General features: G+C 57.2%; 25 protein-coding genes. All 25 read right to left on the reverse strand.

All coding sequences use genetic code 11. The annotated features are described in order from the left end of the window. Positions 1 to 119: 119 nt before the first annotated feature. A complete protein-coding gene (gene bfr / locus F3J43_RS21410; RefSeq protein ID WP_166891780.1) occupies positions 120 to 584 on the reverse strand; it encodes a bacterioferritin in 465 nt (154 codons plus the stop codon). Positions 585 to 746: 162 nt separating this feature from the next. Beyond that, positions 747 to 2,186 carry a catalase gene (locus F3J43_RS21415; protein ID WP_166891784.1) on the reverse strand — a complete coding sequence of 480 codons (1,440 nt, stop codon included), beginning with the start codon at positions 2,184 to 2,186 and terminating at the stop codon, positions 747 to 749. Positions 2,187 to 2,357: 171 nt separating this feature from the next. Further along, the gene (rplQ, locus tag F3J43_RS21420) at positions 2,358 to 2,744 is read right to left on the reverse strand and encodes a 50S ribosomal protein L17 (RefSeq protein ID WP_043210290.1); all 387 of its coding nucleotides are present in this window, start codon (positions 2,742 to 2,744) and stop codon (positions 2,358 to 2,360) included. Between the two features lie 42 nt (positions 2,745 to 2,786). Further along, entirely contained in the window at positions 2,787 to 3,788 is a 1,002-nt protein-coding gene (locus F3J43_RS21425) for a DNA-directed RNA polymerase subunit alpha (RefSeq protein WP_003255452.1), read from the reverse strand. 22 nt (positions 3,789 to 3,810) lie between these two features. Continuing rightward, complete coding sequence (gene rpsD / locus F3J43_RS21430; RefSeq protein ID WP_166891801.1) at positions 3,811 to 4,431, reverse strand: 30S ribosomal protein S4; 621 nt, start codon at positions 4,429 to 4,431, stop codon at positions 3,811 to 3,813. A 15-nt stretch (positions 4,432 to 4,446) separates the two neighbouring features. Continuing rightward, entirely contained in the window at positions 4,447 to 4,836 is a 390-nt protein-coding gene (gene rpsK / locus F3J43_RS21435; protein WP_003255454.1) for a 30S ribosomal protein S11, read from the reverse strand. A gap of 18 nt (positions 4,837 to 4,854) precedes the next feature. After that, positions 4,855 to 5,211, reverse strand: a complete 357-nt coding sequence (rpsM, locus tag F3J43_RS21440) for a 30S ribosomal protein S13 (RefSeq protein WP_003255457.1) — start codon at positions 5,209 to 5,211, stop codon at positions 4,855 to 4,857. Between the two features lie 131 nt (positions 5,212 to 5,342). Then, a complete protein-coding gene (rpmJ, locus tag F3J43_RS21445) occupies positions 5,343 to 5,459 on the reverse strand; it encodes a 50S ribosomal protein L36 (protein WP_011531897.1) in 117 nt (38 codons plus the stop codon). 30 nt (positions 5,460 to 5,489) lie between these two features. Next, complete coding sequence (gene secY / locus F3J43_RS21450) at positions 5,490 to 6,821, reverse strand: preprotein translocase subunit SecY (RefSeq protein WP_003257108.1); 1,332 nt, start codon at positions 6,819 to 6,821, stop codon at positions 5,490 to 5,492. Continuing rightward, complete coding sequence (gene rplO / locus F3J43_RS21455; RefSeq protein ID WP_011531896.1) at positions 6,822 to 7,256, reverse strand: 50S ribosomal protein L15; 435 nt, start codon at positions 7,254 to 7,256, stop codon at positions 6,822 to 6,824. Between the two features lie 3 nt (positions 7,257 to 7,259). After that, positions 7,260 to 7,439 carry a 50S ribosomal protein L30 gene (gene rpmD / locus F3J43_RS21460; protein WP_353618275.1) on the reverse strand — a complete coding sequence of 60 codons (180 nt, stop codon included), beginning with the start codon at positions 7,437 to 7,439 and terminating at the stop codon, positions 7,260 to 7,262. Further along, positions 7,439 to 7,939, reverse strand: coding sequence for a 30S ribosomal protein S5 (gene rpsE, locus F3J43_RS21465; protein WP_023629184.1), 501 nt, complete (start codon positions 7,937 to 7,939; stop codon positions 7,439 to 7,441). The genes rpmD and rpsE overlap by 1 nt, the downstream gene beginning before the upstream one ends. Positions 7,940 to 7,942: 3 nt before the next feature. Beyond that, positions 7,943 to 8,293: a 50S ribosomal protein L18 gene (gene rplR, locus F3J43_RS21470; protein ID WP_011531893.1), complete on the reverse strand. Its 351-nt coding sequence runs from the start codon at positions 8,291 to 8,293 to the stop codon at positions 7,943 to 7,945. Between the two features lie 10 nt (positions 8,294 to 8,303). After that, positions 8,304 to 8,837, reverse strand: a complete 534-nt coding sequence (rplF, locus tag F3J43_RS21475) for a 50S ribosomal protein L6 (RefSeq protein WP_011531892.1) — start codon at positions 8,835 to 8,837, stop codon at positions 8,304 to 8,306. Between the two features lie 12 nt (positions 8,838 to 8,849). Beyond that, positions 8,850 to 9,242 carry a 30S ribosomal protein S8 gene (gene rpsH, locus F3J43_RS21480; RefSeq protein ID WP_028690236.1) on the reverse strand — a complete coding sequence of 131 codons (393 nt, stop codon included), beginning with the start codon at positions 9,240 to 9,242 and terminating at the stop codon, positions 8,850 to 8,852. A 210-nt stretch (positions 9,243 to 9,452) separates the two neighbouring features. Continuing rightward, positions 9,453 to 9,758, reverse strand: a complete 306-nt coding sequence (gene rpsN, locus F3J43_RS21485) for a 30S ribosomal protein S14 (protein ID WP_166891807.1) — start codon at positions 9,756 to 9,758, stop codon at positions 9,453 to 9,455. Positions 9,759 to 9,771: 13 nt separating this feature from the next. Further along, a complete protein-coding gene (rplE, locus tag F3J43_RS21490) occupies positions 9,772 to 10,311 on the reverse strand; it encodes a 50S ribosomal protein L5 (protein WP_012316517.1) in 540 nt (179 codons plus the stop codon). A gap of 20 nt (positions 10,312 to 10,331) precedes the next feature. After that, complete coding sequence (rplX, locus tag F3J43_RS21495) at positions 10,332 to 10,646, reverse strand: 50S ribosomal protein L24 (protein ID WP_023629180.1); 315 nt, start codon at positions 10,644 to 10,646, stop codon at positions 10,332 to 10,334. A gap of 11 nt (positions 10,647 to 10,657) precedes the next feature. After that, entirely contained in the window at positions 10,658 to 11,026 is a 369-nt protein-coding gene (gene rplN, locus F3J43_RS21500) for a 50S ribosomal protein L14 (protein WP_008089810.1), read from the reverse strand. A gap of 23 nt (positions 11,027 to 11,049) precedes the next feature. After that, the gene (gene rpsQ, locus F3J43_RS21505) at positions 11,050 to 11,316 is read right to left on the reverse strand and encodes a 30S ribosomal protein S17 (protein WP_008089812.1); all 267 of its coding nucleotides are present in this window, start codon (positions 11,314 to 11,316) and stop codon (positions 11,050 to 11,052) included. Positions 11,317 to 11,318: 2 nt separating this feature from the next. Continuing rightward, complete coding sequence (gene rpmC / locus F3J43_RS21510; RefSeq protein ID WP_002555481.1) at positions 11,319 to 11,510, reverse strand: 50S ribosomal protein L29; 192 nt, start codon at positions 11,508 to 11,510, stop codon at positions 11,319 to 11,321. Further along, positions 11,510 to 11,923, reverse strand: a complete 414-nt coding sequence (gene rplP, locus F3J43_RS21515) for a 50S ribosomal protein L16 (protein WP_009397508.1) — start codon at positions 11,921 to 11,923, stop codon at positions 11,510 to 11,512. The genes rpmC and rplP overlap by 1 nt, the downstream gene beginning before the upstream one ends. A gap of 12 nt (positions 11,924 to 11,935) precedes the next feature. Then, entirely contained in the window at positions 11,936 to 12,622 is a 687-nt protein-coding gene (gene rpsC / locus F3J43_RS21520) for a 30S ribosomal protein S3 (protein WP_003255481.1), read from the reverse strand. 13 nt (positions 12,623 to 12,635) lie between these two features. Next, positions 12,636 to 12,968: a 50S ribosomal protein L22 gene (gene rplV / locus F3J43_RS21525; protein ID WP_003103908.1), complete on the reverse strand. Its 333-nt coding sequence runs from the start codon at positions 12,966 to 12,968 to the stop codon at positions 12,636 to 12,638. A gap of 11 nt (positions 12,969 to 12,979) precedes the next feature. Then, positions 12,980 to 13,255, reverse strand: coding sequence for a 30S ribosomal protein S19 (rpsS, locus tag F3J43_RS21530; protein ID WP_003255482.1), 276 nt, complete (start codon positions 13,253 to 13,255; stop codon positions 12,980 to 12,982). Positions 13,256 to 13,263: the final 8 nt, after the last annotated feature.

Genomic DNA, 13,263 nt, shown 5'->3' on the forward strand with positions numbered 1-13,263 from the left:
GCCATGGGGGCGCTTTGCGCCCCTTTCACGGCACAAGGCCGCTCCTACAGGCCTGACTTCGCGCAGTCCTGTAGGAGCGGCCTTGTGTGGCGACAGGGCTACAAAGCAGCCCCAGGCTTTTACATCTGCGATTGCAGGTAGTTTTCCAGGCCAATGGCCTTGATCAGCCCCTGCTGCTTCTCCAGCCAGTAGGTGTGATCTTCCTCGGTATCGGCCAACTGTGCACGCAGGATGTCGCGGCTGATATAGTCCTTGTGCAGCTCGCACAGCTCGATGCCCTTGCACAGCGCGGCGCGGACCTTGTACTCGAGCTTGAGATCGGCCTCGATCATCTCCGGCACGGTGCTGCCGACTTCCAGGTCGTCCGCACGCATGTCAGGGGTGCCTTCGAGCATGAGGATACGACGCATCAGCGCGTCGGCGTGCTGCGTCTCTTCTTCCATTTCATGGTTGATGCGCTCGTAGAGCTTGCCCAGGCCCCAGTCTTCGTACATCCGCGAATGGATGAAGTACTGGTCGCGCGCCGCCAGTTCGCCCTTCAGCAGCGTGACGAGGTAGTTGATTACGTCCGGGTGACCTTGCATCGCCCTGTTTCTCCCTGTGAAAACGTCAATGGGCATAGTGTGAACCAGCTTTTGCTCGTGGTCACTGAAAAACGCGCAATTCGATGCAAAAAATCGGCTAAACAGTAGTGATATTCATTGAAAAACCGCCCAAATGAGGGCGGTTCTTCTTATCACTTCGACTTAGGCGATATTCATGCCCAAGGCCTTGGCAATCCCTTCTCCGTAGGCCTGATCGGCCTTGAAGAAGTGCTGCAACTGACGCTGGATCACGTCCTCGCTGACACCCGACATGGTGCCGGCGATATTGCTGATGAGCAGTGCCTTCTGTTCATTGCTCATCAGTCGGAACAGCGCACCAGCGTGGCTGTAGTAGTCGTTGTCCTCGCGGTGATCGTAGCGATCTGCGACACCGCTGAGGGCCAGCGCAGGCTCCGCATGGCGTGGCGATTGCTTGGGCGCATCGGCGTAGCTGTTCGGCTCATAGTTTGGCGAGCCGCCATAGCTGCCAAGGGCCATCGAGCCATCGCGCTGGTAGCTGTTCACCGGGCTGCGCGGCGCGTTGACCGGCAGTTGCTGATGGTTGGTGCCCACACGGTAACGGTGAGCATCGGCGTAGGCAAAGACCCGACCTTGCAGCATACGGTCAGGTGAAAGGCCAACACCTGGAACCATGTTGCTCGGGCCGAAAGTGGCCTGCTCGACTTCAGCGAAGTAGTTGAGCGGGTTGCGGTTGAGTTCCAGGACACCAACCTCGATCAGCGGATGGTCCTTCTGCGACCAGGTCTTGGTTACATCGAAAGGGTTCTCTTCACGCGCTGCCGCTTCGGCCTCGCTCATCACCTGGATACACACCGTCCAACGTGGGAAGTCACCGCGCTCGATGGCCTCGAAGAGGTCACGCTGAGCATAGTCCGGATCACTGCCAGCCAGACGCGCCGCGTCGGCCGGAGCCAGGTTCTTGATGCCCTGCTGGGTCTTGAAGTGCCATTTGACCCAGGTACGCTCGCCATTGGCGTTGATCAGGCTGTAGGTATGGCTGCCGAAACCATGCATGTGCCGGTAGCCATCTGGAATCCCACGATCGGAGAACAGAATGGTGACCTGGTGCAAGGCCTCAGGCGAATGCGACCAGAAGTCCCACATCATCTGAGCATTCTTCAGATTGGTCTGCGGGTGGCGTTTCTGGGTGTGGATAAAGTCTGGGAACTTCAGCGGATCACGGATGAAGAACACCGGGGTGTTATTGCCAACGATGTCCCAGTTGCCTTCCTCGGTGTAGAACTTGACGGCAAAGCCACGTGGGTCACGTTCTGTATCGGCGGAGCCGCGCTCACCGCCAACCGTGGAGAAGCGCAGGAAGGTTTCGGTTTGCTTGCCGATGGCATCGAAAAGACGGGCGCTGCTCAAGGCAGTAATGTCCCGGGTGACCGTGAAAGTGCCGTAGGCCCCCGAGCCCTTGGCGTGCACACGACGCTCAGGGATGTTTTCACGGTTGAAGTGGGCCAGCTTCTCGACCAGATGGAAATCATCGAGCAGCAATGGGCCACGCGGGCCGGCGGAACGCGAGTTCTGGTTGTCGGCTACAGGTGCACCGCTGGCGGTGGTCAGGATCTTGCTCATGGGCTCTCCTTATCGGTCTCGAATGGCCGGCTAGACGGCATGGAGAGAGTATCGACGAAGCCTGTTACAAGATCTAATTCATTGAAAAACTAATTACGATAGATATTTTTAATTATTACAGGCACAAAAAACCGGGCACTAGGCCCGGTTCTTTGCAGCAGACAGAACGTCTTACTCGGCAGCTTCTACAGCACCACCGACCGGACGATCAACCAGCTCGACGTACGCCATAGGCGCGTTGTCGCCAGCGCGGAAACCGCACTTCAGGATACGCAGGTAGCCGCCCTGACGGGTGGCGTAGCGCTTGCCCAGGTCGTTGAACAGCTTGCCAACGGCAGCTTTCGAACGGGTACGGTCGAAAGCCAGACGACGGTTGGCGACGCTGTCTTCCTTGGCCAGGGTGATCAGCGGCTCGGCAACGCGGCGCAGTTCCTTGGCTTTCGGCAGGGTGGTTTTGATCAGCTCGTGCTCGATCAGCGACACTGCCATGTTCTGGAACATAGCCTTGCGGTGAGAGCTGGTACGGCTCAGGTGACGTCCACTTTTACGATGACGCATGATTCATTCCTTACCAAACACTACGTTCGGTGATTACGACGATCAGGCAGTCGCCTTGTCGTCTTTCTTAAGACTTGCAGGCGGCCAGTTGTCGAGGCGCATGCCGAGAGACAGACCACGGGAGGCCAGGACGTCCTTGATTTCAGTCAGGGACTTCTTGCCCAGGTTCGGAGTCTTCAACAGCTCTACTTCGGTACGCTGAATCAGGTCGCCGATGTAGTAGATGTTCTCCGCCTTGAGGCAGTTGGCCGAACGTACAGTCAGTTCCAGGTCGTCAACCGGGCGCAGCAGGATCGGATCGATCTCGTCTTCCTGCTCGACCACGACCGGCTCGCTGTCACCTTTGAGGTCGACGAACGCGGCCAGCTGCTGTTGCAGGATGGTCGCAGCGCGGCGAATGGCCTCTTCAGGATCCAGGGTGCCGTTGGTTTCCAGATCGATGACCAGCTTGTCCAGGTTGGTACGCTGCTCAACACGGGCGTTCTCGACCACATAGGCGATACGACGCACCGGGCTGAACGAAGCGTCCAGCTGAAGACGGCCAATGCTGCGGCTTTCGTCCTCGTCGGTCTGACGGGAGTCGGCCGGCTCGTAACCACGACCACGAGCTACAGTGAGCTTCATGTTCAGGGCGCCGTTGGACGCCAGGTTCGCGATTACGTGATCGGGGTTGACGATCTCGACATCGTGATCCAGCTGAATATCGGCAGCGGTAACCACCCCCGAACCCTTTTTCGACAAGGTCAGCGTAACTTCGTCACGACCGTGCAGTTTGATAGCCAGGCCTTTCAGGTTCAACAGGATTTCAATGACGTCTTCCTGTACACCTTCGATCGCGGAGTACTCATGGAGTACGCCATCGATCTCGGCCTCGACTACTGCACAGCCAGGCATGGAGGACAACAGGATGCGGCGCAGCGCGTTGCCCAGGGTATGGCCGAAGCCACGCTCGAGAGGCTCGAGCGTGATCTTGGCGCGGGTTGGACTGACAACCTGCACATCGATGTGGCGGGGTGTCAGAAACTCATTTACCGAAATCTGCATGGATGCACCTATTTTCTAGCCCTTACTTGGAGTAGAGCTCGACAATCAGGTTTTCGTTGATGTCGGCGGACAGGTCGCTGCGAGCAGGAACGTTCTTGAAAACGCCCGACTTTTTGGCAGCATCCACGTCAACCCACTCAACGCGGCCACGCTGGGCGCACAGTTCAAGGGCTTGAACAATGCGCAGCTGGTTCAGCGACTTCTCGCGAACCGCGACCACGTCACCCGGACGAACTTGGTAGGATGGAATGTTTACGGTCTTGCCGTTTACGCTGATCGCTTTGTGCGAAACCAGCTGACGGGACTCGGAACGGGTAGAACCGAAGCCCATACGGTAAACGACGTTGTCCAGACGGCTCTCGAGCATCTGCAGCAGGTTCTCACCGGTGGCGCCTTTCTTCGAGGCAGCCGCTTGGTAGTAACCGCGGAATTGACGCTCCAGTACACCGTAGATACGACGAACTTTTTGTTTCTCGCGCAGCTGGGTACCGTAGTCGGACTGACGGCCACGGCGCTGGCCGTGGATACCTGGGGCTGCTTCGATGTTGCACTTCGATTCCAGAGCGCGAACGCCGCTCTTCAGGAACAGGTCAGTGCCTTCACGGCGAGACAGTTTGCATTTTGGACCAATGTAACGTGCCATTTATCTGTCTCCTGATTACACGCGACGCTTCTTCGGCGGACGGCACCCGTTATGCGGGATTGGCGTCACGTCGGTGATGCTGGCGATCTTGTAGCCGCAGCTGTTCAGTGCACGAACGGCGGATTCACGACCTGGACCTGGACCCTTGACGTTGACGTCGAGGTTCTTCAGACCATATTCCAGCGCAGCTTGACCAGCACGCTCAGCAGCGATCTGAGCTGCGAACGGGGTGGATTTGCGCGAACCACGGAAACCCGAACCACCGGAAGTAGCCCAGGACAGTGCGTTGCCCTGACGGTCGGTGATGGTCACGATGGTGTTGTTGAAAGACGCATGGATGTGGGCGATGCCATCAACCACTGTCTTTTTGACTTTTTTACGAGGACGAGCAGCAGGTTTTGCCATGTCTATATTCCTGGGCGATTACTTGCGGATCGGCTTACGCGGGCCCTTACGGGTGCGTGCGTTGGTCTTGGTGCGCTGACCGCGAACCGGCAGACCTTTACGATGACGCAGGCCGCGGTAGCAACCCAGGTCCATCAAGCGCTTGATCTTCATGTTGATGTCACGACGCAGGTCACCTTCGGTGGTGAACTTCGCGACTTCGCCACGCAGGGTTTCGATTTGCTCGTCGCTCAGATCCTTGATCTTTGCGGCTGGGTTGACACCAGCGTCTGCACAGATTTTCTGTGCAGTAGTGCGACCGACACCATAGATGTAGGTCAGCGAGATAACAGTATGCTTGTTATCTGGAATGTTGACGCCTGCAATACGGGCCATTCAGTGGGACTCCAATTGACAGCTACCTACGCCCCGGAAGCCAAGAAATAGGGCGCGAGATAATATCGCTGTAGAAACGAATAATCAACCCAGCAGCACACTAGCTGCTGGGTTTGAAGCGCGGATCACACTCAGCCTTGGCGCTGCTTGTGACGCGGTTCCGCGCTGCAGATCACGCGCACGATACCTTCGCGACGAATGATCTTGCAGTTGCGGCACAGCTTTTTCACCGATGCACGAACTTTCATTACCGACTCCTCGAACCTTAAGGGGCTAGATCAGCGCAGCAGACCGCTGCCGCCGTAGCCTTTCAGGTTGGCTTTCTTCATCAGGGATTCGTACTGGTGCGAAACGAGGTGCGATTGTACTTGGGACATGAAGTCCATCACAACCACTACCACAATCAGCAACGAGGTCCCGCCAAGGTAGAACGGCACGTTTGCTGCCACCACCAGGAACTGGGGCAGAAGGCAGACGGCCATCATGTAAAGAGCACCGAACATGGTCAGACGAGTCAGAACGCCATCAATGTAGCGTGCCGACTGCTCACCAGGACGGATACCCGGAATAAAGGCACCGGACTTCTTCAGGTTTTCCGCTACGTCTTTCGGGTTGAACATCAACGCTGTGTAGAAGAAGCAGAAGAAAATGATCCCTGCACTAAACAGCAGAATGTTCAACGGCTGACCAGGAGCGATCGACTGCGAGATGTCCTGCAGCCAGCCCATACCTTCGGACTGACCGAACCAGGCACCCAGCGAAGCCGGGAACAGCAAGATGCTGCTCGCGAAAATGGCTGGGATTACCCCCGCCATATTCACCTTCAGCGGCAAGTGGCTGGTCTGCGCAGCGAAGACCTTGCGGCCCTGCTGACGCTTGGCGTAGTGAACGGCGATACGACGCTGACCACGCTCAATGAACACCACGAAACCGATGATCGCTACTGCCAGCAAACCGATAGCGACAAGGGCGAAAATGTTGATATCGCCTGTACGCGCAGACTCGAAAGACTGCCCGATTGCTCTCGGAAGACCGGCAACGATACCTGCGAAGATCAACATCGAGATACCGTTGCCCACACCGCGCTCGGTGATCTGTTCGCCGAGCCACATCATGAACATCGCGCCCGCCACGAAGGTGGAGACGGCGACGACATGGAAGCCCAGGCCAACAGAAAACGCCACGCCCTGGTTGGCCAGGCCAATGGACATGCCAATGGCTTGAACCAGCGCCAGGATAACGGTGCCGTAGCGGGTGTACTGGCTGATCTTGCGACGGCCAGCTTCACCTTCCTTCTTCAACTGCTCCAGCTGCGGGCTTACAGCAGTCATGAGCTGCATGATGATCGACGCCGAGATGTACGGCATGATCCCCAGTGCAAAGATGCTCATGCGCTCCAGCGCGCCGCCGGAAAACATGTTGAACAAGCTAAGAATGGTCCCCTCATTCTGCCGGAACAGATCCGCGAGACGGTCCGGGTTAATGCCTGGCACTGGGATGTGCGCGCCGATCCGGTAGACGATGATCGCCATGAACAGAAAGCGCAGACGAGCCCAGAGTTCCGACATCCCGCCCTTACCGAGCGAAGAGAGAGCACCTTGCTTAGCCATTTATTCCTCGAACTTGCCGCCAGCTGCTTCGATAGCCGCACGTGCACCTTTGGTGACGGCGATACCCTTGAGGGTGACTGCGCGAGTGACTTCGCCCGACAGCATGATTTTCACACGCTGTACGTGCTGGCCGATCACGTTGGCGTCCTTCAGGGACTGAACGGTGATCAGATCGCCTTCCACCTTGGCCAGCTCGGACAGACGCACTTCGGCGCGGTCCATGGCTTTCAGGGAAACGAAGCCGAACTTCGGCAGGCGACGGTGCAGCGGCTGTTGACCGCCTTCGAAGCCTGGAGCGATGGAGCCACCGGAGCGGGAGGTCTGACCTTTGTGACCACGGCCACCGGTCTTGCCCAGACCGCTACCGATACCACGGCCCGGACGGTGCTTCTCGCGACGGGAACCCGGCGCTGGACTCAGATCATTGAGTTTCATCGATTAACCCTCGACCTTCAGCATGTAGTAAGCCTTGTTGATCATCCCGCGGTTCTCGGGAGTGTCCAGGACTTCTACAGTGTGACCGATGCGACGCAGACCCAGGCCTTTAACACACAGTTTGTGGTTAGGCAGGCGGCCGGCGGTGCTCTTGATCAGCGTTACTTTTACGGTTGCCATGATCAGATGATCTCCTCAACAGTCTTGCCGCGCTTGGCAGCAATGGACTCAGGGGATTGCATGGCTTTCAGACCCTTGAAGGTGGCGTGAACCACGTTCACCGGGTTGGTCGAACCGTAGCACTTGGCCAGAACGTTCTGAACGCCAGCAACTTCCAGGACGGCACGCATTGCGCCACCGGCGATGATACCGGTACCTTCCGAGGCAGGCTGCATGTAAACCTTCGAGGCGCCGTGGGCGGCCTTGGTGGCGTACTGCAGAGTGGTGCCCTTCAGGTCAACCTGAATCATGTTGCGACGAGCAGCTTCCATGGCTTTCTGGATCGCAGCAGGTACTTCGCGCGATTTGCCACGGCCAAAGCCAACACGACCCTTGCCATCACCAACCACGGTCAGTGCGGTGAAGGTGAAGATACGGCCGCCTTTTACGGTTTTGGCTACGCGGTTAACTTGAACCAGCTTCTCGATGTAGCCTTCGTCGCGCTTTTGATCGTTATTTGCCATAACTTAGAACTCCAGCCCGCCTTCACGAGCAGCATCAGCCAGCGCTTTGACGCGGCCGTGGTACTTGAAGCCGGAACGGTCAAAGGCAACTTGAGATACACCGGCGGCTTTCGCACGCTCAGCTACCAGCTTGCCAACCTTAGTGGCCGCGTCGATGTTGCCAGTGGCGCCATCACGCAGTTCTTTGTCCAAGGTCGAGGCGCTTGCCAGAACCTTGCTGCCGTCGGCCGAAATGACCTGGGCGTAGATGTGCTGCGAGGAGCGGAACACGCACAGACGCACGGCTTCGAGCTCGTGCATTTTCAGGCGTGCTTTGCGAGCGCGACGCAGTCGAGTAACTTTTTTGTCGGTCATTTGCTAGGCCCTACTTCTTCTTGGCTTCTTTACGACGGACTACTTCGTCCGCGTAACGCACACCCTTGCCCTTGTAAGGCTCTGGCGGACGGAAACCGCGGACTTCAGCGGCCACCTGACCTACCAGCTGCTTGTCGATACCCTTGATCAGGATGTCGGTCTGGCTTGGGGTTTCAGCGGTGATACCGGCTGGCAGTTCGTAATCCACTGGGTGCGAGAAGCCCAGAGCCAGGTTCAGGACGGTGCCCTTGGCCTGTGCCTTGTAACCAACACCGACCAGCTGGAGCTTGCGCTCGAAGCCTTGGCTTACGCCCTGGACCATGTTGTTCACCAGAGCGCGGGTGGTACCGGCCATGGCGCGAGCTTGCTGGTCACCGTTGCGAGCGGAGAAACGCAGCTCACCAGCTTCTTCGGTAACTTCAACAGACGAGTGAACGTTCAGTTCGAGAGTGCCCTTGGCACCCTTCACCGAAAGCTGCTGGCCGGCGAATTTGACTTCGACGCCTGCTGGCAGCTTAACGGGGTTCTTAGCGACGCGAGACATGCCTATCTCCCCTTAGAACACTGTGCACAGAACTTCGCCGCCGACACCGGCAGCGCGCGCAGCGCGGTCAGTCATCACACCTTTGTTGGTGGAGACGATAGACACGCCCAGGCCGCCACGTACTTTCGGCAGCTCGGTAACGGCCTTGTACTGGCGCAGGCCAGGACGGCTGGTACGCTTCAGCTCTTCGATGACCGGACGGCCTTCGAAGTACTTCAGCTCGATCGACAGGGAAGGCTTGGCTTCGCCGGTCACTTCGTAGCTGGCGATGTAACCTTCGTCTTTCAGTACTTTGGCAACCGCGACCTTCAGGGTGGAAGAAGGCATGCTTACGACAGACTTTTCAGCCATCTGGGCATTACGGATGCGAGTTAGCATGTCCGCTAACGGGTCCTGCATACTCATGGGCTAGATGCTCCTGATACAAGAATTATTAGCCTTGCGGCTATCAAAACCACCCGAGCAGGCAGGGCAAAAAACCCAGGCTCAGGTGAGCCGGTCATTCTAGACACAAGGCAGAAACGAAACAAGCCCCATATAGGGGCTTGTTTCGTTGCGAGGTCACCGGCGGTCGGAAGATTTCTCCCCTTCCGCCGGCGGTCACGCCAACCGGGATTACCAGCTGGCCTTGACCAGACCTGGCACGTCACCACGCATGGCGGCTTCGCGCAGCTTGTTACGGCCGAGGCCGAACTTGCGGTACACACCGTGCGGACGACCGGTCAGACGGCAACGGTTACGCATGCGCGAGGCGCTGGCGTCACGTGGTTGCTTCTGCAGGGCGACAACGGCGGCGAAGCGCTCTTCAGGAGAGGCGTTCAGGTTGACGATGGTCGCTTTCAGCTCGGCACGCTTTTTAGCGTACTTGGCTACCGTGAGCTGACGCTTCAGCTCGCGGTTTTTCATGCTCTTCTTGGCCATTTTCCTACTCCAATCAGTTGCGGAACGGGAACTTGAAAGCACGCAGCAGAGCGCGGCCTTCGTCGTCCGAACGAGCAGTGGTGGTCAGGGTGATGTCCAAACCGCGCAGAGCATCGATCTTGTCGTAGTCGATTTCCGGGAAGATGATCTGCTCTTTCACGCCCATGCTGTAGTTGCCACGACCGTCGAAGGACTTGGCATTCAGGCCGCGGAAGTCGCGAACCCGTGGCAGGGAGATCGCCAGCAGGCGGTCCAGGAACTCGTACATTTTTTCGCGACGCAGGGTCACCTTGACGCCGATCGGCCATCCTTCACGGACTTTGAAGCCCGCGATGGATTTACGAGCGAAAGTCACAACTGGCTTTTGGCCAGTGATCTTTTCCAGGTCGGCAACAGCGTGCTCGATGACCTTCTTGTCGCCGATCGCTTCGCCCAGACCCATGTTCAGGGTGATCTTGGTAACGCGCGGAACTTCCATCACGTTCGACAGCTTAAGTTCTTCCTTAAGCTTAGGAGCGATTTCGTTCCGGTAAATCTCTTTCAGTCGTGCCATGGTCTTCTACCTAGCAGTGTTCAAGCATCAACCGCTTTTTGGGTCGACTTGAAGACACGAATTTTTTTACCTTCTTCTACTTTGAAACCAACGCGGTCAGCCTTGTTGGTCTCGCTGTTGAAGATGGCAACGTTGGAAGCGTGCAGAGGCGCTTCTTTCTCGACGATACCGCCCTGGACGCCCGCCATCGGGTTAGGCTTGGTGTGACGCTTGACCAGGTTGACACCACCGATGACCAGACGGTCGTCAGCGAGAACCTTCAGCACCTTACCGCGCTTACCTTTGTCTTTGCCGGCGATCACGATGATCTCGTCGTCACGACGAATCTTTTGCATGTCGGATCTCCTTAGAGCACTTCAGGGGCGAGCGAGACGATCTTCATGAACTTCTCGGTACGAAGTTCACGGGTCACTGGCCCGAAGATGCGAGTGCCGATCGGCTCTTGCTTGGTGTTCAGCAGAACAGCAGCGTTGCCGTCGAAACGAATGATGGAACCGTCAGCGCGACGTACACCGTGACGGGTACGGACGACAACAGCGGTCATCACCTGGCCTTTTTTGACCTTACCGCGCGGAATTGCTTCCTTGACGGTTACTTTGATGATGTCACCGATACCGGCGTAACGGCGGTGGGAACCGCCGAGCACCTTGATGCACATGACGCGACGAGCGCCGCTGTTATCGGCCACATCGAGCATGGATTGAGTCTGAATCATAAAATTTCTCCGACCCTTAGCCCTTAGACTTCAACAGCGCGTTCGAGGACTTCAACCAGTGCCCAGGACTTGGTCTTGGCCAGCGGACGGGTTTCACGGATGGAAACCTTGTCGCCGATCTTGCACTGGTTGGATTCGTCGTGCGCGTGCAGCTTAGTCGAACGCTTAACGTATTTACCGTAGATCGGGTGCTTAACGCGACGCTCGATCAGAACGGTGATGGTCTTGTCCATTTTGTCGCTGACGACACGGCCAGTCAGCGTACGGACGGTTTTTTCAGCTTCAGCCATGATCACTTACCTGCCTGCTGGTTGAGCACAGTTTTCACGCGAGCGATGTCACGCTTAACTTGCGAGAGCAGGTGCGACTGCCCCAACTGGCCAGTTGCTTTCTGCATGCGCAGATTGAACTGGTCGCGCAGCAAGCCGAGCAGTTGCTCATTCAGTTGCTGTGCCGATTTTTCACGAAGTTCATTCGCTTTCATCACATCACCGTCCGCTTAACAAAGGAGGTGGCGAGAGGCAGCTTTGCAGCAGCCAGGGCGAAAGCTTCGCGCGCCAGCTCTTCAGAAACACCCTCGATCTCGTACAGGACTTTGCCTGGCTGGATCTGGGCAACCCAGTATTCCACGGAACCCTTACCTTTACCCATACGAACCTCGAGAGGCTTCTTGGTAACCGGCTTGTCCGGGAAGACACGGATCCAGATCTTACCGCCACGTTTTACGTGACGGGTCAGGGCACGACGTGCCGACTCGATCTGGCGGGCGGTGAGACGACCGCGAGCTACAGCTTTCAGAGCGAACTCGCCGAAGCTGACCTTGCTACCGCGCAGTGCCAGACCACGGTTGTGGCCGGTCATCTGCTTGCGGAATTTCGTACGCTTTGGTTGCAACATTTGGCGTACCCCTTACTTAGCAGCTTTTTTACGAGGCGCTGGTGCTTGAGGCTTCAGCTCTTCCTGGCGACCACCAATTACTTCGCCTTTGAAGATCCAAACCTTCACACCGATCACACCGTAGGTGGTGTGAGCTTCGTAGGTGTTGTAGTCGATATCGGCACGCAGGGTGTGCAGAGGCACACGACCTTCGCGATACCACTCGGTACGTGCGATCTCGGCACCGCCGAGACGACCGCTCACCTGGATCTTGATGCCCTTGGCACCAATACGCATGGCGTTCTGCACGGCGCGCTTCATGGCGCGACGGAACATAACGCGGCGCTCCAGCTGCTGGGCAACGCTCTGAGCAACCAGCATGGCGTCGAGTTCCGGCTTGCGGATCTCTTCGATGTTGATGTGCACAGGCACACCCATCTGCTTGGTCAGGTCCTGACGCAGCTTCTCAACGTCCTCACCTTTCTTGCCGATAACGATACCGGGACGAGCAGTGTGGATGGTGATGCGTGCAGTTTGAGCCGGACGATGAATATCGATACGGCTTACGGACGCGCTTTTTAGTTTGTCTTGGAGGTACTCACGCGTTTTCAGATCCTTCAACAGGTAATCTGCGTAAGTAGCGCCGTCTGCATACCAGACGGAGGTGTGCTCCTTGACGATTCCCAGGCGAATGCCAGTGGGATGTACTTTCTGACCCATCTGATCGACTCCGTTACTTGTCCGCAACCTTGACAGTGATATGGCAAGACCGCTTGACGATGCGATCAGCGCGGCCTTTGGCACGCGGCATGATGCGCTTCAGCGAACGCCCTTCGTTGACGAAGACGGTGGAGACCTTCAGGTCATCAACGTCAGCGCCTTCGTTGTGTTCGGCGTTGGCTACGGCCGACTCGAGGACTTTCTTCATGATTTCAGCGGCTTTTTTGCTGCTGAAGGCCAACAGGTTGAGCGCTTCGCCCACCTTCTTCCCGCGGATCTGGTCGGCGACCAAGCGGGCTTTCTGGGCGGAGATGCGAGCGCCCGACAACTTAGCGGCTACTTCCATTTCCTTACCCCTTAACGCTTGGCTTTCTTGTCAGCCACGTGCCCGCGGTAGGTGCGGGTACCGGCAAACTCGCCCAGTTTGTGGCCGACCATGTCTTCGTTCACGAGAACTGGGACGTGTTGGCGACCGTTGTGTACCGCGATGGTCAGACCGACCATTTGTGGCAGGATCATCGAACGGCGCGACCAGGTTTTAACTGGCTTGCGATCATTCTTCTCCACCGCCACTTCGACCTTCTTCAGCAGGTGAAGATCGATAAAAGGACCTTTTTTCAGAGAACGTGGCACTGTCGTAT

Source organism: Pantoea sp. Cy-639, assembly GCF_011752525.1.
Classification (GTDB): domain Bacteria; phylum Pseudomonadota; class Gammaproteobacteria; order Pseudomonadales; family Pseudomonadaceae; genus Aquipseudomonas.

Bases quoted from the DNA above. Each gene is read 5' to 3' on its own strand.
- bfr (WP_166891780.1), bottom strand. From the start codon at position 584: ATGCAAGGTCACCCGGACGTAATCAACTACCTCGTCACGCTGCTGAAG.
- F3J43_RS21415 (WP_166891784.1), bottom strand. From the start codon at position 2,186: ATGAGCAAGATCCTGACCACCGCCAGCGGTGCACCTGTAGCCGACAAC.
- rplQ (WP_043210290.1), bottom strand. From the start codon at position 2,744: ATGCGTCATCGTAAAAGTGGACGTCACCTGAGCCGTACCAGCTCTCAC.
- F3J43_RS21425 (WP_003255452.1), bottom strand. From the start codon at position 3,788: ATGCAGATTTCGGTAAATGAGTTTCTGACACCCCGCCACATCGATGTG.
- rpsD (WP_166891801.1), bottom strand. From the start codon at position 4,431: ATGGCACGTTACATTGGTCCAAAATGCAAACTGTCTCGCCGTGAAGGC.
- rpsK (WP_003255454.1), bottom strand. From the start codon at position 4,836: ATGGCAAAACCTGCTGCTCGTCCTCGTAAAAAAGTCAAAAAGACAGTG.
- rpsM (WP_003255457.1), bottom strand. From the start codon at position 5,211: ATGGCCCGTATTGCAGGCGTCAACATTCCAGATAACAAGCATACTGTT.
- rpmJ (WP_011531897.1), bottom strand. From the start codon at position 5,459: ATGAAAGTTCGTGCATCGGTGAAAAAGCTGTGCCGCAACTGCAAGATC.
- secY (WP_003257108.1), bottom strand. From the start codon at position 6,821: ATGGCTAAGCAAGGTGCTCTCTCTTCGCTCGGTAAGGGCGGGATGTCG.
- rplO (WP_011531896.1), bottom strand. From the start codon at position 7,256: ATGAAACTCAATGATCTGAGTCCAGCGCCGGGTTCCCGTCGCGAGAAG.
- rpsE (WP_023629184.1), bottom strand. From the start codon at position 7,939: ATGGCAAATAACGATCAAAAGCGCGACGAAGGCTACATCGAGAAGCTG.
- rplR (WP_011531893.1), bottom strand. From the start codon at position 8,293: ATGACCGACAAAAAAGTTACTCGACTGCGTCGCGCTCGCAAAGCACGC.
- rplF (WP_011531892.1), bottom strand. From the start codon at position 8,837: ATGTCTCGCGTCGCTAAGAACCCCGTTAAGCTGCCAGCAGGCGTCGAA.
- rpsH (WP_028690236.1), bottom strand. From the start codon at position 9,242: ATGAGTATGCAGGACCCGTTAGCGGACATGCTAACTCGCATCCGTAAT.
- rpsN (WP_166891807.1), bottom strand. From the start codon at position 9,758: ATGGCCAAGAAGAGCATGAAAAACCGCGAGCTGAAGCGTCAGCTCACG.
- rplE (WP_012316517.1), bottom strand. From the start codon at position 10,311: ATGGCACGACTGAAAGAGATTTACCGGAACGAAATCGCTCCTAAGCTT.
- rplX (WP_023629180.1), bottom strand. From the start codon at position 10,646: ATGCAAAAGATTCGTCGTGACGACGAGATCATCGTGATCGCCGGCAAA.
- rplN (WP_008089810.1), bottom strand. From the start codon at position 11,026: ATGATTCAGACTCAATCCATGCTCGATGTGGCCGATAACAGCGGCGCT.
- rpsQ (WP_008089812.1), bottom strand. From the start codon at position 11,316: ATGGCTGAAGCTGAAAAAACCGTCCGTACGCTGACTGGCCGTGTCGTC.
- rpmC (WP_002555481.1), bottom strand. From the start codon at position 11,510: ATGAAAGCGAATGAACTTCGTGAAAAATCGGCACAGCAACTGAATGAG.
- rplP (WP_009397508.1), bottom strand. From the start codon at position 11,923: ATGTTGCAACCAAAGCGTACGAAATTCCGCAAGCAGATGACCGGCCAC.
- rpsC (WP_003255481.1), bottom strand. From the start codon at position 12,622: ATGGGTCAGAAAGTACATCCCACTGGCATTCGCCTGGGAATCGTCAAG.
- rplV (WP_003103908.1), bottom strand. From the start codon at position 12,968: ATGGAAGTAGCCGCTAAGTTGTCGGGCGCTCGCATCTCCGCCCAGAAA.